Source organism: Solidesulfovibrio aerotolerans (assembly GCF_009856865.1).
In the GTDB taxonomy this organism is placed as follows: domain Bacteria; phylum Desulfobacterota; class Desulfovibrionia; order Desulfovibrionales; family Desulfovibrionaceae; genus Solidesulfovibrio; species Solidesulfovibrio aerotolerans.
Genome location: NZ_WVUD01000005.1, coordinates 36,720 through 62,362 on the forward strand (window position 1 = coordinate 36,720; position 25,643 = coordinate 62,362).

Annotated in this window: 26 protein-coding genes and 1 pseudogene; 19 read left to right on the forward strand and 8 right to left on the reverse strand. The window is 54.4% G+C overall.

Annotation, left to right across the window (positions count from 1 at the left end; genetic code table 11):
- Positions 1–463 precede the first annotated feature (463 nt).
- From GTA51_RS04685 to GTA51_RS04705, 5 genes are all read left to right on the forward strand, one after another.
- Positions 464–1,450: a 2-hydroxyacid dehydrogenase gene (locus tag GTA51_RS04685; protein ID WP_160959116.1), complete on the forward strand. Its 987-nt coding sequence runs from the start codon at positions 464–466 to the stop codon at positions 1,448–1,450.
- Between the two features lie 73 nt (positions 1,451–1,523).
- Positions 1,524–1,973 carry a CBS domain-containing protein gene (locus GTA51_RS04690; RefSeq protein ID WP_160959118.1) on the forward strand — a complete coding sequence of 150 codons (450 nt, stop codon included), beginning with the start codon at positions 1,524–1,526 and terminating at the stop codon, positions 1,971–1,973.
- An 18-nt stretch (positions 1,974–1,991) separates the two neighbouring features.
- Positions 1,992–3,329 (forward strand): ArsB/NhaD family transporter, encoded by a 1,338-nt coding sequence (locus GTA51_RS04695; RefSeq protein WP_160959119.1) that lies wholly within the window; start codon positions 1,992–1,994, stop codon positions 3,327–3,329.
- Between the two features lie 397 nt (positions 3,330–3,726).
- Positions 3,727–3,900: a Flp family type IVb pilin gene (locus GTA51_RS04700; RefSeq protein WP_160959271.1), complete on the forward strand. Its 174-nt coding sequence runs from the start codon at positions 3,727–3,729 to the stop codon at positions 3,898–3,900.
- 210 nt (positions 3,901–4,110) lie between these two features.
- Positions 4,111–4,320, forward strand: a complete 210-nt coding sequence (locus GTA51_RS04705) for a hypothetical protein (RefSeq protein ID WP_160959121.1) — start codon at positions 4,111–4,113, stop codon at positions 4,318–4,320.
- An 86-nt stretch (positions 4,321–4,406) separates the two neighbouring features.
- Here GTA51_RS04705 and GTA51_RS04710 read toward each other — a convergent pair whose 3' ends face one another.
- The 4 genes from GTA51_RS04710 to GTA51_RS04725 all read right to left on the reverse strand — a co-directional run bounded on the left by GTA51_RS04710 (position 4,407) and on the right by GTA51_RS04725 (position 7,045).
- Entirely contained in the window at positions 4,407–4,715 is a 309-nt protein-coding gene (locus tag GTA51_RS04710) for a hypothetical protein (RefSeq protein ID WP_160959122.1), read from the reverse strand.
- A gap of 132 nt (positions 4,716–4,847) precedes the next feature.
- A complete protein-coding gene (locus GTA51_RS04715) occupies positions 4,848–5,111 on the reverse strand; it encodes an amphi-Trp domain-containing protein (protein ID WP_160959124.1) in 264 nt (87 codons plus the stop codon).
- 23 nt (positions 5,112–5,134) lie between these two features.
- Positions 5,135–6,244: a hypothetical protein gene (locus GTA51_RS04720; protein ID WP_160959125.1), complete on the reverse strand. Its 1,110-nt coding sequence runs from the start codon at positions 6,242–6,244 to the stop codon at positions 5,135–5,137.
- A 9-nt stretch (positions 6,245–6,253) separates the two neighbouring features.
- Positions 6,254–7,045 carry a ParA family protein gene (locus GTA51_RS04725; protein WP_343039462.1) on the reverse strand — a complete coding sequence of 264 codons (792 nt, stop codon included), beginning with the start codon at positions 7,043–7,045 and terminating at the stop codon, positions 6,254–6,256.
- Positions 7,046–7,201: 156 nt separating this feature from the next.
- On the opposite strand from GTA51_RS04725, the gene GTA51_RS04730 reads away from it, so the two are divergent.
- Entirely contained in the window at positions 7,202–8,461 is a 1,260-nt protein-coding gene (locus tag GTA51_RS04730) for a radical SAM protein (RefSeq protein WP_160959129.1), read from the forward strand.
- 94 nt (positions 8,462–8,555) lie between these two features.
- On the opposite strand, the gene GTA51_RS04735 is transcribed toward GTA51_RS04730, so the two are convergent.
- Positions 8,556–11,045, reverse strand: a complete 2,490-nt coding sequence (locus GTA51_RS04735) for a glycosyltransferase (protein ID WP_160959130.1) — start codon at positions 11,043–11,045, stop codon at positions 8,556–8,558.
- A gap of 263 nt (positions 11,046–11,308) precedes the next feature.
- Between GTA51_RS04735 and GTA51_RS04740 the strand changes: the two genes are divergently transcribed.
- From GTA51_RS04740 to GTA51_RS04755, 4 genes are all read left to right on the forward strand, one after another.
- Positions 11,309–12,262 (forward strand): magnesium transporter CorA family protein, encoded by a 954-nt coding sequence (locus GTA51_RS04740; RefSeq protein WP_160959132.1) that lies wholly within the window; start codon positions 11,309–11,311, stop codon positions 12,260–12,262.
- A 126-nt stretch (positions 12,263–12,388) separates the two neighbouring features.
- Positions 12,389–13,558, forward strand: a complete 1,170-nt coding sequence (locus tag GTA51_RS04745; protein ID WP_160959133.1) for a BtaA family protein — start codon at positions 12,389–12,391, stop codon at positions 13,556–13,558.
- Entirely contained in the window at positions 13,558–14,190 is a 633-nt protein-coding gene (locus tag GTA51_RS04750) for a class I SAM-dependent methyltransferase (protein WP_160959135.1), read from the forward strand. The genes GTA51_RS04745 and GTA51_RS04750 overlap by 1 nt, the downstream gene beginning before the upstream one ends.
- A gap of 115 nt (positions 14,191–14,305) precedes the next feature.
- On the forward strand, positions 14,306–14,941 hold the full coding sequence (locus GTA51_RS04755) for a tetratricopeptide repeat protein (protein WP_160959136.1): 636 nt from the start codon (positions 14,306–14,308) through the stop codon (positions 14,939–14,941).
- A 167-nt stretch (positions 14,942–15,108) separates the two neighbouring features.
- On the opposite strand, the gene GTA51_RS04760 is transcribed toward GTA51_RS04755, so the two are convergent.
- Positions 15,109–15,876 (reverse strand): galactosyltransferase-related protein, encoded by a 768-nt coding sequence (locus GTA51_RS04760; protein WP_160959138.1) that lies wholly within the window; start codon positions 15,874–15,876, stop codon positions 15,109–15,111.
- Between the two features lie 699 nt (positions 15,877–16,575).
- Between GTA51_RS04760 and GTA51_RS20885 the strand changes: the two are divergent.
- Together GTA51_RS20885 and GTA51_RS20890 are read left to right on the forward strand one after the other, a co-directional pair.
- A pseudogene (locus GTA51_RS20885) lies at positions 16,576–17,652 on the forward strand (C10 family peptidase); the annotation flags it as partial.
- Positions 17,632–18,066: a carboxypeptidase-like regulatory domain-containing protein gene (locus tag GTA51_RS20890; RefSeq protein ID WP_246197987.1), complete on the forward strand. Its 435-nt coding sequence runs from the start codon at positions 17,632–17,634 to the stop codon at positions 18,064–18,066. The pseudogene GTA51_RS20885 and the gene GTA51_RS20890, both read left to right, overlap by 21 nt.
- Positions 18,067–18,715: 649 nt before the next feature.
- On the opposite strand, the gene GTA51_RS04775 is transcribed toward GTA51_RS20890, so the two are convergent.
- Positions 18,716–19,324 carry a hypothetical protein gene (locus tag GTA51_RS04775; protein WP_160959143.1) on the reverse strand — a complete coding sequence of 203 codons (609 nt, stop codon included), beginning with the start codon at positions 19,322–19,324 and terminating at the stop codon, positions 18,716–18,718.
- Between the two features lie 262 nt (positions 19,325–19,586).
- Between GTA51_RS04775 and GTA51_RS04780 the strand changes: the two genes are divergently transcribed.
- The 7 genes from GTA51_RS04780 (at position 19,587) to GTA51_RS04810 (ending at position 23,847) form a co-directional block, all read left to right on the forward strand.
- Positions 19,587–20,159 (forward strand): recombinase family protein, encoded by a 573-nt coding sequence (locus tag GTA51_RS04780; RefSeq protein ID WP_160959144.1) that lies wholly within the window; start codon positions 19,587–19,589, stop codon positions 20,157–20,159.
- Positions 20,156–20,392, forward strand: a complete 237-nt coding sequence (locus GTA51_RS04785; RefSeq protein ID WP_160959146.1) for a hypothetical protein — start codon at positions 20,156–20,158, stop codon at positions 20,390–20,392. The genes GTA51_RS04780 and GTA51_RS04785 overlap by 4 nt, the downstream gene beginning before the upstream one ends.
- Before the next feature lie 339 nt (positions 20,393–20,731).
- Positions 20,732–21,343 carry a hypothetical protein gene (locus tag GTA51_RS04790; RefSeq protein ID WP_160959147.1) on the forward strand — a complete coding sequence of 204 codons (612 nt, stop codon included), beginning with the start codon at positions 20,732–20,734 and terminating at the stop codon, positions 21,341–21,343.
- Between the two features lies 1 nt (position 21,344).
- Positions 21,345–21,593: a hypothetical protein gene (locus tag GTA51_RS04795; RefSeq protein WP_160959149.1), complete on the forward strand. Its 249-nt coding sequence runs from the start codon at positions 21,345–21,347 to the stop codon at positions 21,591–21,593.
- Positions 21,594–21,597: 4 nt separating this feature from the next.
- The gene (locus GTA51_RS04800) at positions 21,598–21,930 is read left to right on the forward strand and encodes a hypothetical protein (protein WP_160959150.1); all 333 of its coding nucleotides are present in this window, start codon (positions 21,598–21,600) and stop codon (positions 21,928–21,930) included.
- 604 nt (positions 21,931–22,534) lie between these two features.
- Positions 22,535–23,221, forward strand: coding sequence for a hypothetical protein (locus GTA51_RS04805; RefSeq protein ID WP_160959152.1), 687 nt, complete (start codon positions 22,535–22,537; stop codon positions 23,219–23,221).
- A 92-nt stretch (positions 23,222–23,313) separates the two neighbouring features.
- Positions 23,314–23,847, forward strand: coding sequence for a hypothetical protein (locus GTA51_RS04810; RefSeq protein WP_160959153.1), 534 nt, complete (start codon positions 23,314–23,316; stop codon positions 23,845–23,847).
- A gap of 136 nt (positions 23,848–23,983) precedes the next feature.
- Here GTA51_RS04810 and GTA51_RS04815 read toward each other — a convergent pair whose 3' ends face one another.
- Positions 23,984–25,579: a DNA modification methylase gene (locus tag GTA51_RS04815; RefSeq protein ID WP_160959155.1), complete on the reverse strand. Its 1,596-nt coding sequence runs from the start codon at positions 25,577–25,579 to the stop codon at positions 23,984–23,986.
- Positions 25,580–25,643 lie beyond the last annotated feature (64 nt).

Sequence of the window (25,643 nt, forward strand, 5' to 3'; positions counted from 1 at the left end):
GCGACTCAATTCGCCGATTATGCACCTATCTGACCCATCGGCGTAAACCTCCACCTTGCGCCTTGGCGCGTTGTCTCGGTCCAATCCTCTCCCGGGTGGGAAGCCGGCGGGTCTCCGTGCGGCCCTTGTGCGCCGCGGCGCCGACATCCAGGCATGTGATCGACTGTCCTTGCATTCTGGCTGGCCGGCTCAGGCCGGTTCGCCATCCTACTGGGGCGACTCGATTCGCCGGGTATGGGAAACGGCATTCGTGACGGCGGTTCCTCCTGCTGGGGTTCGCCTCTTTCGAGGTTGCCGTTGATTCTCAAACTAATCCTTCCCGGCCGCTTGTAAAGTGAATTTTAGCTAAATTCCGGCCCGGGAAAAAACAGCCTGCGGCGGCGCGCAGGCAACGATTGACACGAAGCAACGCTTCGGGCCACCTCGCCAGGAGTAACCACTCGCCACGCCCAAGGAGCGCCCCATGCCCAGCCGTCCACGCATCGTCGTCACCCGGGCCATCCCCGAACCCGGCCTGGACCTCTTGCGCCGCCACGCCGCGGTCTGGGTCAACCCCGAGGACCGCCCGCTGACCCGCGACGAACTGCTCACCCAGGCGGCCACGGCCCACGGGGTCATGGGCCTTTTGACCGACCGCATCGACGCCGGCTTTTTCGAGGCCGCGCCACTGCTTCGCGGCTACGCCAACTACGCCGTGGGCTATGACAACATCGACGTGCCCGAGGCCACGCGCCGCGGCCTGCCCGTGTCCAACACCCCGGACGTGCTGACCCTGGCCACGGCCGAACTGGCCTTTGGCCTGCTGCTGGCTGCGGCCCGCCAGATCGTGGCCGCCGACGCCGTCATGCGCTCAGGTAACTGGCCGGGCTGGGGACCGCTGCAATTTATCGGCACGCAGTTAACGGGCCGCACCCTGGGCATTTTCGGCCCGGGGCGCATCGGGCTGGCTCTCGCCAGGCTCTCGCGCGGGTTTGACATGCCCATCGTGGCCTGCGGCGGCCGCAAACCCAACGACACCCTGGTGCGGGAACTGGGGGCCAGGTATCTGCCCTTCGAGGACTTTTTGGCCACGGCCGACGTCATCGCCATCACCGCCCCCCTGACCCCACAGACCCGCCACGCCTTTGACGCCGCCGCCTTTGCCCGAATGAAGCCGACGGCCATCCTGGTCAACACCGGACGCGGCCCCATCATCGACGAGGCCGCCCTGGTGACCGCGCTGGCGCACGGCCAAATCGCTGCCGCGGGCCTGGACGTCTACGAATTCGAGCCGCGTATGGCCGAGGGGCTGGCCGCGCTCAAAAATGTGGTCATAACACCCCACATCGGCTCGGCCACCCGGACAGCCCGCGACGGCATGGCCGTCCTGGCCGCCCAGAATCTGCTGGCCATGCTGGACGGCACCACGCCGCCCACCTGTTTAAACCCCGAAGTGCTCGCCCGATCTTGACATTTTTCGCAAATCCGGCGCATCCCTAGGGCGCGACCCAGGCACCGACGTTGCCGCGTCGCAAGGAGCAATTATGCGCGTACGCGAAATGATGCGGGATACCCTGGCGACCGTCGGCCCCGATGCCTCCTTTGCCACCCTCACCGCTGCCCATCGCCGCCGCGATTCCAGGCTGGTCTACGTGGTGGACGCGGCCGGGAAGCTGCTTGGCGTGGTGAGCTGCTACGACCTTCTGCGGGCCGCCCTGCCCTTTTTCGTCGATTCCAACCTGGCCCGGGCGCTGCCTGAAGACGCCGCTGTCGTCTGCGAGGGCTTTGCCGCCTGCCGCAACAAAACCGCTGCCGACGTCATGAATCGCCAGGTTGTCTCGGTTGGCCAGGACGATTCCTTTTTTGCCGCCGAGGTTTTGTTTACCGAAGGCAAGTTTAACGTGTTGCCGGTGGTTGACGCCGAGGGCCGGGTCGTGGGCGAAATCACCCGCCGGCGCATCCTCGATTTCCTGGCCAGACGCTGCGGCCTGTAGCACGGAGAAAGGTTCCCTATGTTCTGGATCGCCACCGCCATCTTTGTCGCGGCCTATGTCGTCATCGTCTCGGAAAAGATCAACAAGACCAAGGTGGCCCTTTTCGGCGCGGCGCTGACCCTGGCCACCAAGGTGCTCACCCAGCACGACGCCTTCCACGACGCCGATCTGGGTGTGGACTGGAACGTGGTCTTTTTGCTCATTTCCATGATGATCATGGTCAACATCATGACCAAGACGGGCGTGTTCCAGTACGTGGCCGTCAAAGCCGCCAAGATCGCCAAGGGCGAACCCTTTGCCATCATGGCCATTTTTGCCGTGGTCACGGCCGTGGCCTCGGCCTTTTTGGACAACGTCACCACCGTCCTGCTTCTGGCCCCGGTCACACTCCTGGTGGCCCAGGAGCTGGAAATCGACCCCGTGCCCTATCTTATCACCGAAGCGCTGGCCTCCAACATTGGCGGCACGGCAACGCTCATCGGCGATCCGCCCAACATCATGATCGCCTCCAAGGCCGGCCTTGATTTCATGGATTTCCTCATCCACCTCGCCCCGGCCATCGTCGTTATCATGGCGGCCTGGATGCTGGCCTGGAAGGTTATCTTCGGCAAACGCCTGACCGTTGGCGCGGCCCAGAAAGCCCGCATCCTGGCCATGGACGAGCGGGCGCTGATCCGCGACCCGGCGCTGCTCAAAAAAAGCGGCCTGATCCTCGGCCTGACCATCGCGGGCTTTACCCTGCACGGCTTTCTCGGCTTCGAGCCGGCCACCATCGCCCTGCTCGGGGCCTCCACCCTGCTCCTGGTCTCTGGCCAAGATCCGCAGAAGGTGCTTGAGGAAGTGGAGTGGCCCACCATCTTTTTTTTCATCGGCCTGTTCATCATCATCGGCGGCACGGTCAAAGCCGGGCTGATCGGGGTCTTTTCCCAGAAGGTCATCGCCCTGACCAACCCCACCCAGGACTCCATGCTGGTTCTGTCCATGGTCATGGTCTGGTTTTCCGGCATCGCCTCGGCCATCGTTGACAACATTCCCTTTGTGGCCACCATGAATCCGCTGTTGGCCGAACTGGCCGAGAAGGTTCTCGGCCCGGCCACCGGCCTGTCCGGCCCGGCCCTGTACACCCATCCGACCATGCTGCCGGTGTGGTGGGCCTTGGCCCTGGGGGCGTGTCTTGGCGGCAACGGCACGGCCATCGGGGCCTCGGCCAACGTCATCGTGGTCGGGCTGTCCCAAAAGGCCGGCCACACCATCACCTTTGCCCGTTTTTTCAAATACGGCGCGCCGGTGACCTTGGGCACCATCACCATCGCCATGGGCTACATCTATCTGCGCTACTACGTCCTTCGCTGGTAGCCCTGACGCCGAGACGGCGCACGGTGTCCGGGCCCCCTGCCCAGGCCACCGTCGTCGCCAGCGGACCGGCCACGCCTCCTGGCCTTGTCCCTGCCCCTGCCCCCGGACGCAGCACCCTGACTCTGGAACACATTGGCCGGCCGGTTCGCCGGGCGAACGCTTCGCCCGGCCGGGCGTTACCCTTACCCGCTCCCCTCCCCCTGGCTCACGGATTCCATTATTTCTGGAACGACTCCGCCCTATTCCACAGCTTCGGGCTCAAAAATCCAGCTCTATAAAAAATACTGAACTTTTTAAGTGCGATAGAAGAATCCGGCGGGTTGGCACGCGCTATGCTTAGGAGAACAGCATGAGTCGCCAGGAAGCAACAAACATTTTACATACGGAGAATAAGACCATGCTGACCACCATCGCCGCTTTCATCCGGGACGAAGAAGGTGCCACGGCCGTTGAATACGGGCTCATGGCCGCTCTGATCGCCGCTGTCATCATCGCCGCCGTCACCAGCATCGGCTCCAACCTCAAGGACGTTTTCGACAACGTTGCCAGCAAGCTGACCGTCGCCTCCTAAGGCCCACATGTTTTGCCGCCAAAAGGCCGTCTCCCGGCGAGGAGACGGCCTTTTTGTTGCGCAGCCAACACCTTTTGGCCCCAGCGATACGGCCCGCAACACCCCCGGACACGAACCTTTTCGTTTGCTGCAGACAGCACCCTTTGGCATGGTTTCCTAGCGAGGAGCCATTCAGGCACGTCAACCCCCACCCGCCAAGGGAGAACAGCCATGAGCTTCACCGTCCACGCCCCCTCCCCAACGACCGAGGAACCCCGGTTCGACTGCATCTTTTGCGACAAACCGGCGCTGGTGTCCTCTGAAGCAGCCCGCACGGAAACCACCCGGACAGTGGAAGTGTTCTGCCGCCACTGCGGGGCCAGAAAGACCATGGGCACCCGTAAAAATACCGACGGCTCGCTCTGGGAAATGGCCGACTAGCTCCCCGCGCCACGTCCACAGCCGTGGGGTACGCACCAACGACAACGGCCTCCTGTGCAGGAGGCCGTTTGGCGTAAACGCTTACCCTACCAGCCGTAGCGCGGCGGCGGAGGATAATAATAGGCCGGCGGAGGATAGTAGCCGGGAGGCGGCGGGTAATACCCGGGAGGCGGCGGATAATACACCGGCGGCGGTGCGGCGTAGACCCGAGGCGGCGGGGCGTAATACGGCGCAGCCAGCAAGCCGCCGACGACGCCGCCAACTATCCCGGCCCCGAGGGCGACTCCCAGCCCGGGGCCAGGCCCATAATACCCCCCCCTGCGCGGTTGCGCAGAAGCGACGCTTGCTGCCAGCAGCAGGCTGGTCAGGGCCAGCAGGAGAATTTTCTTGTACATACGCTGTATCCTCGAACCTCTTGCCCATGTTTCAGGTTGCGGCCCTTGGGCAGGGCCTGCCTGAGAGATAAGCACGAACTGTCCGTTGACCAGGACGACCTGGGTGGACCAGAGACGAGGGAGCGACGGCCGTTAGCGCGCCGCGCCGGCAACGCCGCCCAACTCCGGCGGTCTTTTCCAGGAAATTTCCAGATGAAAGGTTTCGGCGTCCTTGTTGGTGGCGGCTTTGACGACCACGTTGACGCGCGGGCACGGATGCAGGAGGAGGGCTTCGTCCCCAACCTGCACGGCAAGCTTCCCGTTTTTCATGTCGGCAATGAGCTGTTCCAGGACGACACTCAGGTCGGCACACTGCATGACACCTTCGATCTTGATCTTTTGCTTGTCCTTTTCCACGAAACGAGCCTCCTGGCTAACGCTTAGCCGGTAATTTCAAACGCGACGCAGCGCCCCTGGGCCAGCCGCACAGACCCGCCGCGTCCCAGGACAAACGTGACCAGCGGTTTGAGCGCCTCCAGACCCAGACGGACTTGCGGCAAGCGGTTGCGGAAAAAATCGCCATTGTCGAAGAGTTCCAGGACGTGCCTGTCGGCTGCGCCTTTGCGCAGGCGGGCCGTCAACACCGGCAACGGACCGCAATCCTCCCCCGGGCGACAGGCAAACTGATCCGGCCGGGCCGTGGGCAGGACGATGCGTTGCAGGGCGTGGCTGAAATACAGGATTTTTTCCACCGGCACGGCACCGGCGGCAGCATCGACCACAACGTGCAGGGCACCCGGATCGTCGGGGACAAAGGCATCGAGGACGCTGCGAAAAAAGAGCGTCAACGCGTGTTCTCCCTGGAGCAGGGAATCCGGCTCGCAGGAGGCACTGGCAGCGTCACTGTGCGCCAGCGGCGTCTCGTGCGGCGCAGGAGACGCCACCGGGGCAGCATACGGCGCGACAGACGGGATGGCCGGTTCGGTTGGCGGCTGGAAGGCCATACCGAGCGCATCCGGTTGCGACGGCACCGTCAGCACCGACGGCGCGGCTGACGCGGCGTCTGTCGGCGCAGCCGGTTCGGTTGGCGGCTGGAAGGCCGCACCGAGCGCATCCGGTTGCGACGGCACCGTCAACACCGGCGGCGCGGCAGACTCAGAGGCTGTCGGCGCAGCCGGTTCGGTTGGCGGCTGAAACGCCGCACCGAGCGCATCCGGTTGCGACGGCACCGTCAGCACCGACGGCGCGGCAGACGCGGCGGCTGGCTCGGGGGCGGCCGGCGACGGCTCCCCGGCCGCAGCTTCCTGGACCTCGGCCATAGCAAGCGGCCCCCCGGGCGCGACCGCGGCCTCGGCCACCGGCGCGAGCGTTTCCGGTGTTTGCAGATTGCGGGTGTCGTCAGCCTGTGGCGGTGTCGCCGAGGCCTCAGGTGCCAAAGGCTGGCCGGCCCCGGCGGCCTTTTTTTTCGCAGGCTTGCGGCCGGCAGCAGGAGTTTTGGGCTTGGCTGCGTCTTGCAAAGGATCACGGCCGAGACGGGAACGTGTTGCCATACGACATCCTTATTGCCGGGCGGCGGCTGCCCCGCCCGGAGTTGGTTGGCCGAGTCGAACCGCCAGTTCCCGGCACAGAGCGGTAAAATCCGCCGCCCCGGCGCTTCGTGGCGCATACCTGAAAATATCCTGCCCAAAGCTGGGTGCTTCGGCCAGGGCGATGTTTTCCCGAATCGCCGTGGCGAACGCCGTCCCGGGGAAATGCTGCCGCACCAACTCCCGGACCTCGCGGTGCAGGCGCTTTTGGGCGCTGTAGCGGTTGAGCACGACACCGACCACGTCCGGCCCGCCCGACGTCCCCGACAACTCGGCCAACGTCTCCATAAGCCAGGCCAGACTTTGCATGGCCAAAAAATCCGGGGTCATGGGCACCAGCACCCCGGTTGCCGCCGCCAGCACCTGGCGCGTCAGCGGCCCCAGATGGGGCGGGCAATCAATGATGACGATATCGACCCCGGGCAGCGTGTCCAGGGCGCTTGCAAGCTTGTGCGACCCAACCGCAGCTCCGGCCAGCCGCGTTTCCGTTGCGGCCAGGGCGGCGCTGCCGGGCAACAGGTGCAATTGCCCCAGGTCGGCCACGGCCTGGGCCAAGGTGAGCCGCCCGTCCAGGACGCCGGCCAGTCCGTCGAGGTCTGCCGCGACCAGCCCCAGGGAGGCGGTCAGATGGGCTTGCGGATCGGCGTCCACGGCCAGCACGCGCCAGCCCAGCCGGGCCAGCCCGGCGGCCAGATTGACACTGCAGGTGGTCTTGCCCACCCCGCCTTTGTGGTTGAGGCAGGCGAGGCGCGGGATATGGCTCACGGGAGGGTGCATTGGCCCAGAATGCCCCGGGCCTGTGACATTTTAACGACAGGGGCCGCACAGGCGCTGTTTCGACGCCGCAACGTCACGGACCGGTCATGGCCCTGCACCCGCAGGCCGCTAGAGGCTTAAGCAAAACGCCGCTGCGAGGGAACCGTGTCGATTTTACAAATTTTGCGCCAAAAGGGGCGGCCCCGGCAGGTCGTCGTGCAACTGACCAACCGCTGCAATGCCCACTGCGCCCAATGCGGCATGCGTGCCACCGCCGGCGGGGCGCGCGGCGACATGGAAATCGATACGGCCAAGAAAATCATCGACCGCTGCGCCGCCCTTGGTGTCTCGGCCTTGTCCTTTACCGGCGGCGAACCACTGTTGTGCGATACGCGGTTGTGCACGCTGCTGACCTACGCCGGCCAGGCCGGCATCCGCTATCTGCGCACCGGCACCAATGGCTACCGCTTTGCCAACCCCGGCGCGCCGGGCTTCTCGGACCGCGTGGCCCGGCTGGCCGACGCCCTGGCCCGCACCCCGGTGCGAAACGTCTGGATCAGCCTGGATTCGGCCGATGCAGCCACCCACGAGGCCAACCGGGGCTTTCCCGGCCTGATCGAGGGCCTGGCCCGCGCCTTGCCCCTGTTCCATGACCGGGGCATCTATCCCACGGCCAATCTGGCCATCAACCGCCTGATGGGCGGCCCTGATGCCGTGCAAGGCCGCGATGATGCGGCCTTGTACGCTGCCGCCGGCGCGGCCCTGACCCGTTTTTTCACCACGGCGGCAGGACTGGGCTTTACCATCGCCAACTGCTGCTATCCCATGAGCGACGCCGACCAGGAGCACGGCACGACAGCGGAATACGCCGCCAGTTCGGCTGATGGCCGGGTGACGTTTGGGGCCTGGGAAAAGGCTGCCCTGTTTCGGGCCGTGCTGGACACCGTGCCGCGCAACCGGGACAAGCTGCGCATCTTCACGCCGCAAAGCGCCGTCTATGCCCTGTGGCGGCACTATGCCGGTGCCCCACGCGCAACCCGACCGTGCCTGGGCGGGGTGAGCTTTTTTTATGTGAACCGCTTCGGCGACACCTTTCCCTGCGGCTACCGGGGAACGGAGAACCTGGGGCCGTTCTGGAAGATGCGCGAGGACCAGCTGGCCGGCACGCCCCATTGCCGCATCTGCGATTGGGAGTGCTTTCGCGACCCCAGCGAACTGCTGGCACCGTTTGAAGACCTCCTGGCCGGGCCGGCCGGCTGGGGCCGGCTCCTTCGGGCCGACCGGCGGCAGCTCGGCTATTGGCTGTCTGATCTGCGCTATTACAAAGCCTGCGGCGACTTTGACGGCCGCCGGCCGCCTGAGCCGGCCAGGCTGGCGCGGTATGCCGGACAATCTGGCGCAGCACCCGGCCCCGGGCAGGCGTAAGGCCAGCCCCCGCGCCTTTCCCCCACCAAACAAAAGCCCGCCGGTTCCCCGACGGGCTTTTGCAGTCCGGGCCTGCGGTCGGGAACCCCGGCCCTTAGCCGGCCGAGAGTAACGGCATCGGCTCCGCTGCCACCGCCGCCATCCCGTGGTTGCGGCCGGTTGCGGCGTCGGTGTCAACCGGCGGCATCGATTCGTACATCCGCCAGAACTGCTCAAAGGCCGTCTCAATGGTGCGGGTTTCGGCATAGGTCCGGGCGGCCCGGCCCATGGCCTGCAGGCGTTTGGGGTCGGCAACGAGCCGCACCAGGGCCTGATACAGGGCCTCGGCGTCCCCGGCCGGCACCACCAGACCGGTTTCGCCGGGCAGGATGTTCTCCATGGGGCCGCCCTGGTCCGAGACGATGATGGGCAGACCCGAAGCCTGAGCCTCCAGGACCACGTTGCCAAAGGTGTCGGTGGCACTCGGGAAGACGAAGAGATCGCAGGTGGCAAAAAGGGCCGTCAGCTCCTCGCCCTCGCGGTAGCCGGTAAAGACCGTGGGTGTGCCGTCCAGCAGGCCGCGCAGGGCATCGAGATACGGCCCGTCGCCGACGATGGTGAGGACCGCCTTGGGGAACCGGGTCACCAGCCGGCGAAAGGCAGCGGCCAGCAGATGCAGGTCTTTTTCCCGGGACACCCGGCCGGCATACAGCAGACGCGGGCCGTCTCCCAGCTCGAACGCCTCGGCCACGGCCTCGGACCGGTTGTCCGGCGAGAACTGGACCACATCCACGCCTCTGGGGAAAAGCCGCAGCTTGGCCGGGTCGAGCCCCTTTTCCTCCAGCTCCCGGCCGGTTTCCCGGGACGGTACATAGACGTAGTCCATCTGATTGTAATACCAGATGATAAATTTCCAGGTCAGGTCTTCCATGGCCTCGTCGCCGGTGAGAATCTGGGCGTACTGGGGAATGGCCGTGTGGTAGGTGCCATAGATCGGCAGGCGTAGCGTCTTGGCGATGGACAGGGCGGCCAGACCGATCAACCCCGGAGTGGCCGAATGGATGTGGGTGAAGTTGCCGGCGTAGACGAAGTCGAGCATCTCCAAAAGCGGCGGATAAAAGAGCTTTTGCTCCGGATATTCATCGAGACAGTAGACGCCGATGGGCTTGAAATTTTTCACCCCCGGCTCAAAGACGCGCGGGCCGTTATCGCACGTGACGATGGTCAGTTTCCGGCCGGTCTTAAGGGCCAGTTTGGCCTGCTGGCGCAACGTGCCCGAAACACCGTTTATCTCGTGGAAGGTATCGGTGAAATGGGCCACCCGGGCTCCGGCGTCCTGGCCGGTGTTGCCAAGCAGCGCCTCCCGGGCCTGGCTGCTAAAGGCCCGGTCCTTGGTGAAAATGGAATAGGCCAGAAAATAGGGGGCCAGCATGGTATACAGCGCCCCGGCCGAACCCAGGGAACCGAAAATGTCGAACACATTGGCACCGCTGACGTGGTCGAGCAGCGTTCCGGCAAAATGGGTGGCCACCTGGTTGGTGGCCCGGTTGACGAAGGAAAACCAGCCGTTTTCCAGATTCTCACCGTTTAAAACCCCGACCTGGGCGAATTCCATCAGGGTCGGGTCGGACCGGATCAGGGATTCGGTCTCCAGCCGGATCAGATCGCGCAACGGCGTATTGGCCGTGGCCCGACGGCGGGACAGCCCGCGCAGGATCCGGGTGCGCAGGCGAAAGGCCAGTCCGACGCTGCCGTGGACGCCGGGTTCCAGGAAGCGGTCCACCACTTTGAGTGTCACGTCCTTGTCCAGGAAGCGTTCGATGCCGAAACGGTGTTTGTAGTATTGGTAGGCGATGCTGTAGAGGTTGCGGGCCATGGTGCGCGGGGTGCTGGATGCGCCGCGCGCCGTGGCGGCACCGTTTTCCAGGCCGTCGAGAAATTGGGCGAGGTCGGTTGCCCCTTCCACCTGGGTGTAGGTGGTGGCGATGGTCAGGGCGCTGTGGTCGTCGGAGCCGCCGATCAGGTTCTTGCGCCAGGGCTGGGCATAGCCGGGGTCGATGGCGTGCTTTTCGGCCAGACGCCAGATGACGGCGGCGTCAAGGCCGGGGATAATGTCGCGCAGGCACTCGTTTTGCCAGGCGTCGCGGGCTCCGTTAATTTCAAAGTTGCGAAAGAGCAGCAGCATTTTTTCAAAATTTTCCACAGTCATGCGATCGTTGACCCCGAAGAGCGGATGGGCTACCGCGTGGTGGATGCCTTCCTGGCGCAGGTACCCGACGAGATCATAGATATTTTCGCGCAGGCGCTGCATCTCGCGATGCTTGTTCTCGTCAATGTCATAGACCAGGACATGGACTTTGCAGTGGTCTTCGGGGAAATACGACGTTACTTCCTCACTCATGAAGGTTCCCGGCAGATGGGCAATGGCCAAGGAGCCGTCAATACAGTTGTGGTCGGAAATCGTCACCAGCCCCATGCCTTTTCGTCTGGCTTCGTCGTAGATGAGCGCGGGTTCCGTGAAGCTTTCCGGGCAGTTTATTTTCTGCAATACCCATTGGGACGGCCGCGCGGAAAACTTGGAGTGCACGTGCAAATCGACTTTCATGTTTTTTCCTTACAAGAGGTGACTCTGGTGCTACGGTGTTCTCCAAGCCTCTACGTCTCCTTTGTTGCGGTACAGTAGCGATTAGCCGCAGTTTTCAGTTCACCCAAGGACGTTTTGTCACGGAAACGTCACTTGCCTAAACCTTCCTTCTGGCACATTTTATAAGGATTGTTCCACTGATACTAGGCTTCTACGGCGTCTGGCAAACAGCACCTGTTCACCCGCCCTGGCGGTCAAACTCTTCCTGTGGATAGGCTCGCACGATGTTAACGATACACAGCAACGCTCCTGAAAACGCCGGCGAATCCGACAGCGCCCTGCGCTACACCTGGATCAATCTGGTCGACCCCAATCCTGACGAAATCGCGAAGGCCCTGGCCCTGGCCCCGCTGGGCGCGGAGTTCATCGGGCATGCCCTGGACCAACACGAGTGCCCGCGCATCGAATCCGAGGACGAGAGCACCATGGTCGTCATCCGGGCACCCTATCTTGAGACGCGCTACGGCGACGAACGGCGCTCCACAGTCCCCATCGGTATCATCTTATCCCAGTCCGTTATCACCACCATTTGCCGCGTGGACGACGCAGCCATCCAGCTGCGGCTGCACAACTGCGGCCAATCCACCTGCCTGCTGCGGATTGAACAGCATTTGTGCCACGTCATCAAAGAAATCTCGATGCTCTTTATGCGCTATCTCAAGGAGATTTCAGCAGAAATCCAGGAATTGGAACACGATCTGGCCGATACGCGCTCCAATGAAGACCTCAAGTTACTGCTCAATTTGCAAAAAACAGTCACGTATTTTCATTCTGCCTTAAAGACCAATGACTTTATTATCGACAGAATCATGCGCAAGGGCCTGCCCGTGGGCGCAACCACTAAACTCGCCTTTTCAGAAGACGAGGTGGACGGACTGGACTACGCCTTGACCGAAACGCGCCAGGGCATTTATATGTCAAAGATTTTCACAGAAGTCTTGCGCTCCATTGCTGACGTTTATTCCTCGATCATCTCCAACAGCGTCAACGAGATCATGAAGGTTTTGACGTCATTGACCGTCATCATCATGATCCCCACATTCATTACCAGTTTTTACGGCATGAACATCGAATTGCCTTTTCAGCATGACACCACAGCCATATCCATCGTGTCTGCCATAAGCATCGTGCTCACTATTTCTATTATTATCATCATGAAAGTGCGCAAGATCCTGTAGACCGCCAGCCGCCTCCACAGGTACGGCGCACCTGCCGCCAGACCGTGCCCGGCCACGGCAAACAGCCGCCAGTGTCACGGAAACGTCGCTTTTTCCGTCCATCCTTCCCGGGTATAGACGGTTTTTATGAAGCAACAGCCAAAGCTCACCCAGCGTCTGCAAGACGCCTTTTTCGGTCTCGTCTACCGCAACCGCCTCATCTACAACACCTGCTGGGAAGATCCCCGCCTGGATCGCCGGCTCCTGGGTCTGACCAGCGCCTCGCGGGTGGCGGTCATCACCTCGGCCGGGGACAATGCCCTGGACTATCTGCTGGATGATCCGGCCCAGGTCGATTGCGTGGATCTTAATTTCCGGCAAAACGCCCTGCTCGAACTCAAGCGCGGCCTTTTTCTCCACGGCACCTTTGAAGAGCTTTTCAGCTTTTTCGGCGACGGCGGCGGTCCGAACTGCGCCGCGATCTACGCCCGGATAAGAAAGCATCTGCCCGCCTATGCCGCCGCCTACTGGGACGACAACATCGGCTATTTCAAGGCCGGCCGGCTGTCGCGGTCGTTTTACTACCACGGCGCTTCCGGGGTGGTGGCCTTTGCCTTCTCGCGGCTGCTGGGCCTTATAAAACCCCGGGTGCGCCGGGAAATCCCCCGGCTGCTGGCCGCCCGGACCCCTGACGAGCAGCGCCGTGCCTACGCCGCCATCGAGCCGGCCTTCTGGGACCGGCTCTCGCGCTGGCTGGTCGGCCGGCCGGAACTCATGGCGCTTCTTGGCGTGCCCCAGCCGCAGATCCGGCTTATCCGCGACTCCCACCCGGGCGGCCTGGAGGGCTTTGTCCGGGACAAGGTGCGCCAGGTGTTCACCGAAGTGCCCATGGCTGAAAATTACTTCTGGCGTGTCTACATGACCGGCCGCTACACCCGGGAATGCTGTCCCGAATATCTCAAGGAAGCCAACTTCGCCGTCATCCGGGAGCGCCTGCCCCGCCTTTTCATCCACACCGAATCGTTAAGTGATTTGCTGGGCCGCAAGAAAGGCTTTTACAGCCACATTGTCCTGCTCGACCATCAGGACTGGCTGGCCCACCACAACCCCCAGGCCCTGGCCGAGGAATGGGACGGCATTTTCGCTGCTGCCGCGCCCCAAGCCAAGCTCTTGATGCGCTCGGCCGGCCTGGATGTCTCGTTTGTGCCGGACGCGGCCCGCCAGCGGTTGCGCTTTTTGCCCGAACTGACCCAGCCCCTGCACGCCGCCGACCGGGTCGGCACCTATGGCAGCCAGCATCTGGCCGTGGTGGGCTGATGGAATGCTCGGCCGCCGGCCTTAAAGGCTATTACCGGCTCCATGCCGGCATCTATGATGCGACCCGGTGGAGTTTCCTGTTTGACCGCGCCCGTCTGCTTGAACTCTCCTGTGCGGCCTTGGCCGCCACCGGCCGGGAGCACGGGGCGCGGGTGGCGGAAGTGGGCTGCGGCACGGGGCGCAATCTGCGCGCCCTGGCCCGCATGTTGCCCACGGCCCGTCTGACCGGGCTGGACCTGTGCCCGCCCATGCTGGCCCGGGCGCGCAAGGCAACAGCCACGGCAGCGGATCGGGTGACCCTGGCTTGCGGTGCCTACGGCCCGGACAGCCTGGGGCACAACTCCCAGGATCTCATCGTTTTTTCCTATGCCCTGACCATGTTTAATCCCGGCTTTGAAGCTGCCGTGGAAACGGCCTGGCTGCATGTACGCCCGGGTGGAATTGTGGCTGTGGTTGATTTCAACGATTCGCCGTTCCCGTGGTTTCGCACCTGGATGGGCCTGAACCACGTACGCCTGGACGGCCATCTGCCGCCGCTTTTGGCCGCCCGGTTGACCACCCTGTCCTATGAAACCAAACCGGCCTACGCTGGACTGTGGCGGCACTTCTGCTTTCTGGGGCGCAAAGGATAGTCGTTGCCACGCCAGCCTGGGGTTGGCATAAACGGCGTCTGCGCGAAGCCGCTCGGGGAACACGCCGTTTCTATCCCCACCTGCGTCACGAGTATGGCCGCGGCCGAGAGAGGGCATGCGAATACAGAAAAATATCGCGCTATTTGAACGGCTCTGGCTTGGCTCCCTGGCCATTGGCCTTTTGCTGTTTGTCTTTGACGGCAAAGCGGCAAATCCGTTTATCAGCACTGATCTCATGTTCGTCTTTCAAGTGCTTGCAGCCGCGTCAAATGCCTGGATCGTCCTGCTCGTCTCTCGAAAAAAAAGTAAAACAGCACGCTATTTGGTCTTCATTTCATTTGTCGCCGGAGCAGCCATGGATCTGCCCGGCCTGATCGATATGTCGGTTCGCGGTATGCAATGGCTCTTGACTGCCGCGCAATACGCCATGCAAGCCGTCGGCCTGTATTATCTCGTGACGGCCAAAAGCGTAAACCCCAGCCGCCACGCCGAATCGGCAGTAGCGAATTCGAAAATACTCGACTGCGCCCTGGGGTTGCTTGAATCGGAGAAATACACTGCCGCCATAACATTGTTTACCGGCATAATCGAGTCAGACCCAGGCAACCTTGATGCCTATTGCGGACGGGGAATCTGCTTTATGCGCCTGGGCAATACCGAGAAAGGACTGGCAGACATACGCTTGGCCGCCTTGCAGGGAAACATCCCGGCTCTGGCCTTGTTGCGGCAAGAGGATCGGGCCAGGCCGTAAACGCCGGCATCCGTTCAGGCGCGCCGTTTCGGCCAGTTGATGCGGCAAGAGGCTCGCACCAGGCCATAAACGGGCCGCAGGCGCTCTGGCGAAACCCGAGACAGCACTTAGCACAGCCCGGCGCAAACGTTATCACGACGAACGGCCTGTACCAAATGCACCACCGGCTATATCCACTCAAAATCCGCGATATAATTCTTCAATTCTTCCAGATCCATACCCTTCACTTTGTCATACTCCTTGCAATTATCATTAAAATAAGGATTTTTCACAGGATGGCTGTCTTGATAGCGCGGATGGTGTAAATGATACATATGTCCGCTCACAACTTTTTTCTGAAAATCGAGCATCGCCATGCGATGCAACAGTTCGCGGTCCTCATGCCCCCACGACTTAAAATACTCATTGTAATAGCCAGCTTCGGCAATGCTCTTTTTATCAAAAAAGACCAGCCCTCCGGTCCCGTCTTCGTACAGCACGTTGCAACTGCCTGGAGCTGGGAATTGCTTGGGAGAATGCAAAAAATTGGGGATCAAAGACTCTGGCACGTCAAGAAACAAGCCGCTGTAAGGCAATGAGACAGCAACCCCGTCCAGGACAAACTGATACGCCCGCCGTATATTTGCCGGATGGCAAATCGTATCAGCATCCGTAATGGCCACAACGTCTGTGCGGCTCTTTTTTATGAGCACATTGAGATACTTGGTCCGATGAAAGAAATCGCTGCCATCTTCTATAAACTCATATTTTATAGTATCTTTATACAGATTGATCTGTTGTTCAAAATGTCTGGTTTTTCCGATCTCCAGCATTAATATAGCAGCGTCAAAATGTTTAATTAAAAAATTCAGTACGATATTTAAGTTTCGCACTCTTTCAAGAGAATCGTATTTAACCAGAATAAGAAACGAGGCATTTCGCAAATCATATTTCATATACGGCCTCTCTCCCACAGCGCGCTGGCCGCACAATGCTTGTCGCCAGCGGCAGCAAGCACTGTGCGGCCTCTCTCATTGCGTGCGACGGCATCACCGTGCGTATCGGTGACCGCACAAAAACGGTTTCGCAACCCGCCACCCATTTTCCGCTTCCGGCTCTGTTCGGCCGCCAGCATGATTCGCATTTAAATAATCAGATTGGACAAGTTCTCTCGTTTCAGGGGACAGGCCGCTCCATTTCCCTACCAAATAACGGTTGGCTACGAGAATAGCTCATTTTTGTAAGCTAGCCAATGGAATCCAGCCCCTACCAATTGAGTCCCCACTTATAGAAATTGAATCTTATGCCTTTTTCTGTCCCACACTTCGAAATACGAAAGCTGCGCAGCAGGTTCCTGCCAACCCCCATACTCCTCCCCTGACAAGCGCAGCCTGCGCTCGCAGACTCCACGCCAAGGCCGGAGTTATACATGCTCTTGCTTGATCGAATATGGGGTTCGACGCTTTTTGACAAGGCGACAGCCATTCGGTAGTGAGAAAAATGTGGGAAGCTTACGTTGTCTGGCGTAATTGTTTTGGAACGGTGAATCACATCCATCTTGGTGGAGGGGATCTATGAATCTGCCCTGCTCTCCATGCGTGTGGCGTCGTACCCGGCATCGACACGGTCTTGTCGGCAGTGTCCTGGCATTTGCGTTGCTTGTTGCAGCGTTTGCCGCACCAGCCTGGGCCGCTCCGACCTCGGCTGCCCAGGCCCTGGCTGTGGTTTCAGGCTGGCTGTCCCTGGAGGCCGCACCCCTGGGAGCACCCCTGGTCGGGCAGGCCGCTGCAGTGGCGGCCTATGGCGACATTGCCGGATTGCCCGCGTATTATGTTGTGACCTTGGACGGGCAGGGCTTGGTCATCGTGCCGGCTGACGACGAAGTAGAGCCTATCGTGGCCTTCTCCCCGTCCGGCCAGTTCGACCCGTCCGAGGCCAACCCCTTCGGCGCTTTGGTCTCCAACGACATCCCTGGCCGGGTCATGGCCGTGCGCCAGCCGACGGACAAGCTCGCGGCCCAGGCCGCCAGCGAAGCCCAGGCCAAGTGGTCGAGGCTCCTGGGGACTGCAAGCGCGACCGCCCAGACGGAACAGGGCATTCCCACCATCAACGATGTGCGCGTCAGCCCGCTTGTCGCCACCACCTGGGGCCAGGATACGGCTGGCGGGGTCAATACCTACAACATCTACACGCCAGGCAATCGTGTCTGCGGCTGCGTGGCCACGGCCATGGCCCAGCTCATGCGGTTCCACCAATTCCCCACGGCCGGCGTCGGGACCGCCTCATATACCATTTCTGTATGCGAAGTAGCATCCTCCAGGGCGCTTCGGGGCGGCAACGGTTCCGGCGGGGCCTACGACTGAGCCAACATGCCGCTTGGCCCCGACGCATCGACTTCCGAAACCCAGCGCAACGCCATCGGCGCGCTCACCGCCGATGCCGGAGTCTCGGTGAACATGGATTATTGCCAAAGTTCCGGCACAGATACCTTAACGGCCGCCGCTGCATTCAAGAACACCTTTGGCTACACCAATGCAGCCACTGCCTATGATTCCGGAAACAACCTGCCGGCCACGGCCCGCAACACCATGGTCAACGCCAATCTGGATGCCGGCTACCCGGTGTTGTTCGGCATCACCGGTGACGGCGGACATGCCATTGTCGGCGACGGCTACGGCTACAATACCGCAACGCTCTACCATCATCTGAACATGGGCTGGAGCGGTTCCGACAACGTATGGTATAATCTGCCGACTATCCGCACAGACGGCTCCATTTTCACGTCGGTCTACAAGGCCGTCTATAATGTCTATGTTACGGGCAGTGGCGAGATCATCAGCGGCCGGGTGCTCGACGGCGAGGCAAATCCGGTCAACGGGGCCACGGTGACCGCCACTCGGTCAGGCGGCGGCACCTATACCGCCACCACCAACGCCAAGGGCATCTACGCCCTGGCCAAGGTCCCGGCCGCCTCTACCTATACCGTGGCCGTGACCAAAAGCGGTTACACCTTTGCCTCGAAACAGGCCGTCACGGCGACCTCGACGGACGACTCCACCACCACGGGCAACGTCTGGGGCCTTGATTTTGCCGACACCTCGGCCGTACGGACACAAGCACCTGCGTATCTGCTGTTGCTGCAGTAGGGACCCGGCGGCCGCGTCGGATGGACCGCCCTTTCGGCAGAGCTTCCGTGAGGAAAGCTCGTGAAGTCGGCCGTGGGGGAGAGAATGCTTTCCTTCGGCTCTGAGGCGATGCGCTGGCTTGTGACATGGCTGCGGCCCACGCCGCCAGGCGGCATGTTTGCCCCCGCGCTTTGCCCGCTTTTGGCGAACAGGGGAAAACACAGTGCTTTTTGAAGCCCAGCCACAACCTCTTGGACAAAAAAAGAGGGGTTGCAGCCGTTTGGCTGCAACCCCTGAAATCTTGGTGCCGAAGGGGAGAACCGAATTAGCTTTGTATATAATAATCATACAAGACCCTAGATTTATTGGAAAAATTTATCGAAAACTCAACTTCAACACCACTATTTTATTCGAATGCATGTACACACAAACTGTACCTTGACATTCTAATTAAATCAATACGTTATTCAGAATCACTGCTTTACTACTAGTAAGAGTAAACTTTTGGCTTTAAAATTGACACCGGTCCTCATCATTGCTTGCATTTCGACCGGAGCCTTAACTAGGCAAATACTTAAAATCTGACCGAAACGATCACGAACCGAACCTTAAAAAGCGCAAAAGCCCCAAGGCTATAGAGGCTTTTGCGCTTGCAATGCTTATACAAAAGCTACTTAAAATCACTACATTCTGTAGCAATATTTTTTACGCCTTTCTGGTTCAATTGATTAGCATCAGATTGCTGGCGATACTCATTTGTTTGAATATTAACCCAAGACAATCCAGATGATTTATCTTCCTTTGCACCCAACTCAAGTGTATATTTATCGTCAACCCACCTCGACAAATCAAATGCAATGGATTTACCATCATCAAGAACCATTGTTCTCTTGCAAATTTTTTGTGGAACACCGAATTTCTTAATCATACTTTTTTTAAGCGAATCAACAGATTCGTTTTTAACTAAAATATTTATACTTTTGACCAGTCCATCATTTTGGTCAAAATTATATTTTATCGTTTCAACACTGTTTCCCAAAAAAGGGACCAGTTGCATTTTAAAAGCGTCCTGGCGATACTGAGCATATCCTTTAAAAGAAGTATTTCCCGTATTATTATTTTTTATATCATCAGGCAAAGGCTGAAAAAGGTGAACGCTATTGAACGTATTCACGATTGGTTCTGGCTTAGCATTAGGATTATCACTACTTGATGAGCCACAACCAACCAAACAGCAAAGGGCAATAAATAACACCGTGCAAAAAATAGTTTTATGCATTTAACACTCCTTTTTTTAAATAAAGACCAAAACAAATCAAATGTCAAGCACTCCTATATATCATACTGATTTTATGTGGATAGCCCCCCCCCTCATCTTCTTTTACCGAATCTCTAATGTCCACAAAAGTATACGTACCTGGACCTTTTTAGACGACCGTGGTTGCTGGATCGAACTTGTCTAATAAGGTCCAAAAATAAAAGTAGACACCAATTCTAACATTTGCTAAAACCTTCTTAGACAAATCAAGGAGGACACCACCATGACCGGACAACACGTAGGATACATTAGGACCAGTGCCACAGACCAAAATTTGGCAAGACAGCTTGACGGTATCAACTTAGATCGTCTTTTTGAAGAACAAGCCAGTGCCAAGGATACCAAGCGCCCCGTGCTCCAGGAATGCCTTGCATACGTTCGCACTGGAGATTTTTTACACGTCCACAGCGTTGACAGGCTATGCCGCAACCTATCGGATTTACTTAACATCGTCACCGAACTTGTAAATAAAGGGGTTTGTATAAAATTCCATAAAGAAAATCTTAGTTTTGGGTGCGGTGAATCAGATTCTATTTCAAAGTTAATGTTGTCTATTCTCGGTGCGGTTGCCGGATTTGAACGGGATATGATAAAAGAACGACAACGCGAAGGTATCGCGATTGCTAAAAGGCAGGGGAAGCACCTTGGCCGGAAATCAATTCTCGATGAAAATCAAATCACTCAATTGATGGCACGTATTAGTGGTGGCGAAGATAAATCGGCATTGGCGCGTGAATACGGTGTATCAAGAGCAACGTTGTATAATGTAATCGGCAGGAAAGAAAAAAAGCAATGAGTAATAACAAACCATTCAAGACCACTTGGGCCGGGATGAACGATAAAATCCACACCCCTAAGCTCACGCGGTCGGTCGGTAAGACGGGGTTTGAAGCAAATGATGCGCGTCTTGAAATGGAAAAATCTAAAAGTATCAGCACCAATAAAATACATGATCCAGATTTTGACATTTCGCCTAATCATAAGTGGTTGATGATTCGTCTATTTCTGAAGCAAATGCACCACCAATAACATTCCCGGCCGCCACCCCGCATAATTCGCCATTAGCGCCGCCCTGGTGCGTTTCATTTCCGGGCGACCCAATCATCACCCCGACCATTTCGGGCCGTCCTGGTGGCCCATATCCACGCATTTTCCAGCCACTACCCGCCGAGGCCCAAGCCGCGCATCATCCCGGACCATTTCCGGGTGGTGGTATATTTTATCCATTCAATTTATCATTTCCAATTTTGGCATCTATTACCATGTTAAAAATTATTTGCTTTCAACGCTTGTCACTTTCACTTGTCATTTTCATTCTTATCATTAGGTGGCGGTAAAACATTTACAAAACAATACTGGAGGAACTGAATGAGCAAAGAAAATGATATATTTATGAACCTGGGGTTAATAGATAAAATAGTTTGGGAACAAGCAACATCCGACACTGAAACTATTATAATAATGCCATCACGAGATGACACATATGACGTAATGAGCAAAACAGGATATAAAAGTGTATCCCATTTTGCAAATTACAAAATCAACAATGACCACATTGACATACTACAAAAATCAAAAGTCGAAACAATTGTACTGTTATCATTGCCAAACTACCAAGAACTTGCATTTAAACTAATCAACGAAGGCTATACAATAGTCATTTTAAACCAATCCATTAAAGATATCACCAACTCTACAATAGATAGTATCCACAAAAGTATCAAGACTAAATCAACGCCATACTATGATTATATATACAGTGAGTTTGCTAGATCCAATGACGTTCTAACATTCCCGGCAAAATTAGAAAGCTTTCTGACCCAACTAATTGAAAAAATTGATTTTAACCGTGCCAATCATATACCATTCAACAATTTTTTGATTCATATGCTTGGCTTGGACAACGGATGCGGCGAACCACTGCTTTTCAATTTGATAAAAAAATCATTGATAACTACTTTAAACAAAAGAGGTAAATAAAATGAAACTGAAAAAGAAATCAGGCCAAAGAGTTAATATAAGCAAAACAAAGGGGCTTGCCCTGTCACTTTCTGCACAATCGATCATGTTAGAGAGGGTTAAATTCAAAATTGAAATGAAAAAATTGCTCAATTTATTAAGTAGTTACGGGCTATCCATTATCAGCCTGGAACAAATCAGTCTGTTAAACCAGTCGTTGTCCGACGTCGTAAAGCGTCACGAAGATCTGATCGCCAAAAGGAGAAAGTAAAATAATGCCAGCGAATAAAGAAACTACCAAACGCATCAACGTATATCTAACTATTGCACAGCATAATGCTATTAGTAGGTTTGTCAAAACAAATGGAGTGTCATTATCATCTTTATATTCTATGATGACAGATTCATTTTTATCAAATGAAACCAATCACAGTAACACCTGGATATTATCGCCTGATAGCAAACCATTAACAAAAATCACACCCACCGACAAATCATGCATTACAACCGAACAACTTACTGAAATTATTAACGATAATACCAGGGACGATTACGCTATGGAAATCGCAAGTGTCTGGAATTTATTTAATAATTCGTTGATTGAATAAGAATTGCCGGGCTGATATGGACCCGGCAACTCAATATAAAAGGAAACAACACCATTGAAGTTAAATAATGTTTTTATAGAAAAATTAATTTTAAAAGTAAACAAATTGCACCCACGATTGAATAGTCTGGTGCCACCACCAATTCACCGAAATGGTATCAGCGTATTGACCATTTCCAGGTACCCTACTGGCGTTCACTCTGTTATAGATATGCACCCCAAGTGTAATTTGAATCAATTGAATATCAACAATTTCTTATATGATTTCCTGGAATGGATAATCAAAACAATTATATTGCTTGATTCCACTTATCTCAAACTTAGCACTAGTACAAGTACATATATGATATTAAATCTACCAGTGCAATTGATTAAAGGCGTAAGCGATTTGCTCGGTCCATTCAACACCGAGCGATATCACACCACTATACCATTTAATAATTCTCCATTAAATTTTTACAAAATATTTTGCCATGTTCAGCGTCGTTTATTTTCACAAATTACATAAAAAGATGGCAATTAAATATGATTTAATATATAAATAATACAAATACCGCCATACAATGTGCAAATTATATGGCGGTTAAAACAAAGGAGATACTATTATGACCACGCTTGATAAATATAACGTAGTTTTTAACATTTTGCAAGACAAACTAAACCAACTATCTGAAAACAACAATGAAATATCTTGCGGCATAGATCAGATTGAAGGAATTTGGCATTCTAATGCCAACACCGTAAATTCAATCACAAATCAAATGCATCTTAATGGTGACAAGTTTGTATTATTAATTTCAAAAAAATCACTTGTATGCCATACCATTAAATATGGTACTGGATTTAAAATTACATTAACTCCTGAAAATATAATATTTACATTTACATCAAATTTTTTGAGAAAGATTGGATCGCCTAGCGTTACCATTAAGTGCGTCCAATACTTTTTTTCATCCACCGGCATTGACTATACAACTGATTATATTGAAAAAAAATTACAGACAAACTACGTAGAATCCTATACAGACATCTTGTCTACTCCAACCGTTTTAAAAGACTTAAATAAATTATGCAAATTGATTCATACCGATTTGCTTGGCGAAGCGCCCCCACCAATCAAACGAATTAAAATTGACCAGTTGATAAATCACCGTTCCGCGCAGGATGAAATACAAGCTCGTGCCGGGGACAATCTGAAGTTACTGCAACCATTTTATTCTGAAAATGAAAATGGTGAAATCAAAAAAATGCTCGTTGCCGTGCAAAAATCTACAATAAACTATATCAAATAACTAAGTGTTATAAAAAAACCCGGCATTGGTGGAAATGGTACAAAGAGTATTTCAATTTTTCAGATCATGAATTTCAAATCTTTGACAAACTAATGCAAGATTTACCCCCAAGTTATCTAAAAAAAATTTATAAAAAATTTATCTCAAATTCATTTTCTATTGTACGCCTGGAGTACTGTTTAACCGGAAGCTACATTAAGCAAATAATAAAAAAAACAGGTGATGTACGCTATGAGCAATTCAGTTACCTTATCAATTGCTTAAATAATTTTGCAGATTTATTTTTATTGTCAAGTGCTACATGGGAACCAGAAATCATCTCAGATGATGCAAAATATCATTTACTTCCTATTGTTTCAGATGCAAAAACTAAAATTATTAATGGTGCATACAAATCAATGCCACCCATTATAGAGGAAGATGAAAACTTAATGGAGAAAGTAAAAATACAAAAAGAAAGACAGCTAAATGGTTACTGTACAGGTATCAGCAATATATATTATAACTCGGGTGATTATACAAAGAATGCGGATGAGCGCATTAAGTTGTTACAGGACAGCATGGCAAATCTATCCAGGTTAATGGAGACTGGCCAAGAGATTATCAAAGAGCTGCGTGATAAATAAATCAGTTAAGGTCAGCATCGGTGGGTAACCATTTTACCAGCACAAGACTAGTGCCACCATACCAGTGTAACCAACCGAAATAATTATTTATCAGCGGGCACCATTTAAAAAAAGGTGCCCGCTCTTTAATGGTCAGTTAAATAGCTACCGCAACATTACTTTCATCATCACAAAAAAGATTACAGTAAGCAGTGTTATAAAAATTTTCATCAATTTCCGCACCAGCTATCAATCTATTTTTGTTCAAACAAGCCTTCAGAATGGTTCCTGAGCCACAAAAAGGGTCTATAATCAGATCATTTGGCGAAGAAACTGCATCCACGATAGATTCAATCATTTCAATTGGCTTTTGCATTGGATGCAAGCGATTTGACGGCACAGGATACACAAAACAATTATATGCACCTGTAAGCCAAACAGGATTCCCTTTTTTAAAAATAAAAAAATGCTCACATTTATTTAGCGGTGATGATATCAAATTTCCTTGCCCGTGCCCGTTCTTTACCCATGTCATCTGGTCGCTAAGTGTAAATTGTGCATTCACAAAAGCAGTAACTACAGGTACAATAAATTTTGGAGAGTAGAATACAACAACATACGAATTTTTTTTCATTTTTGCATACAAATTCTTTGCAAGATTTTCATACAATTTCATAGCTTGTTCTGGTATATCATTAACGATTGGAGACGTATTACTTATTCCAATATCATGGAAATTTATCCCGAATGGAGGGTCACTGATACATGCGGTCACACTTTCATCCGCAAGACTTTTAACAAATTCAATCGCATCACAATTGACGAAATTCTTATCAGTGTGATTATTTACATTTAAAATATCACGACAATGATTAATTATTTGACGAAAATTAAAAAAAGTGCGCCCACCCTGGACACGGAATGCATTTTCATTCAACCATTGCTTTAAATCGTTTATTTCATCACCACGCCCGCTTTCCATTAATACTTCTACAGTTTTATTCAATTCTCTAAATGTAGGCTTGATCGTCATTTCACCCGTTTGGTCCTTTAGACTCATTTCCACCATTTTAGAAAAAGGGAAGAAACAATCGCGCCAAACTTGATTATTTTCAATGCTTTCAACAGTTTTAACAAGATTAATGGATTTAGTCAATTTCTCTGCATCAGTGTTATTGGCTATATATTTTGCGAATGAAAACCATGTTTCATTAGGAAAATTTTTAATTTTGCATAAAACAGAACATTTACGAGCTAAAGATCTTTTTTCATCACAATTCAAATTATTTTCTACATGTTTATATATAGTGGCGGCACTGATATATTTTGACAATGACCCCTTATCTATCCCAGTACATCTACATAACCTTGTTCTATCACTAACATTCCCACGTCCTCCCAAACCATTTTCTATCAATAGTCCCGCCAATCCAACAACCAATGGGGTCAGTTCGTGTTGGGTATTTTCACTTAAAAATTCATAAATTCCATCAGTTTCAGAAATATTTTTAACAATACATGGCAGCTTTTCAATTCCAATTTTTTTTGCAAGAATATATCTCAAATTCCCATTGACAATTTGATATTGGTTATTTCCTATTTCACGGACAATGATTGCGTGACTTAAGTCCAAATTTCCATTTTCTTCTATATCCTTACGAATTTTGTTGATTATATGCTCTTCATAAAAATCACTTCTATCACAGGGGGGTGCACTGATATTTTCAATGTTAATCATTCTTATTTGATTCATTGCAACGTCCCGCCCTTGACCTTTTTCAAAAATTTATATATAAGAATCAGGATAATGTCAATTC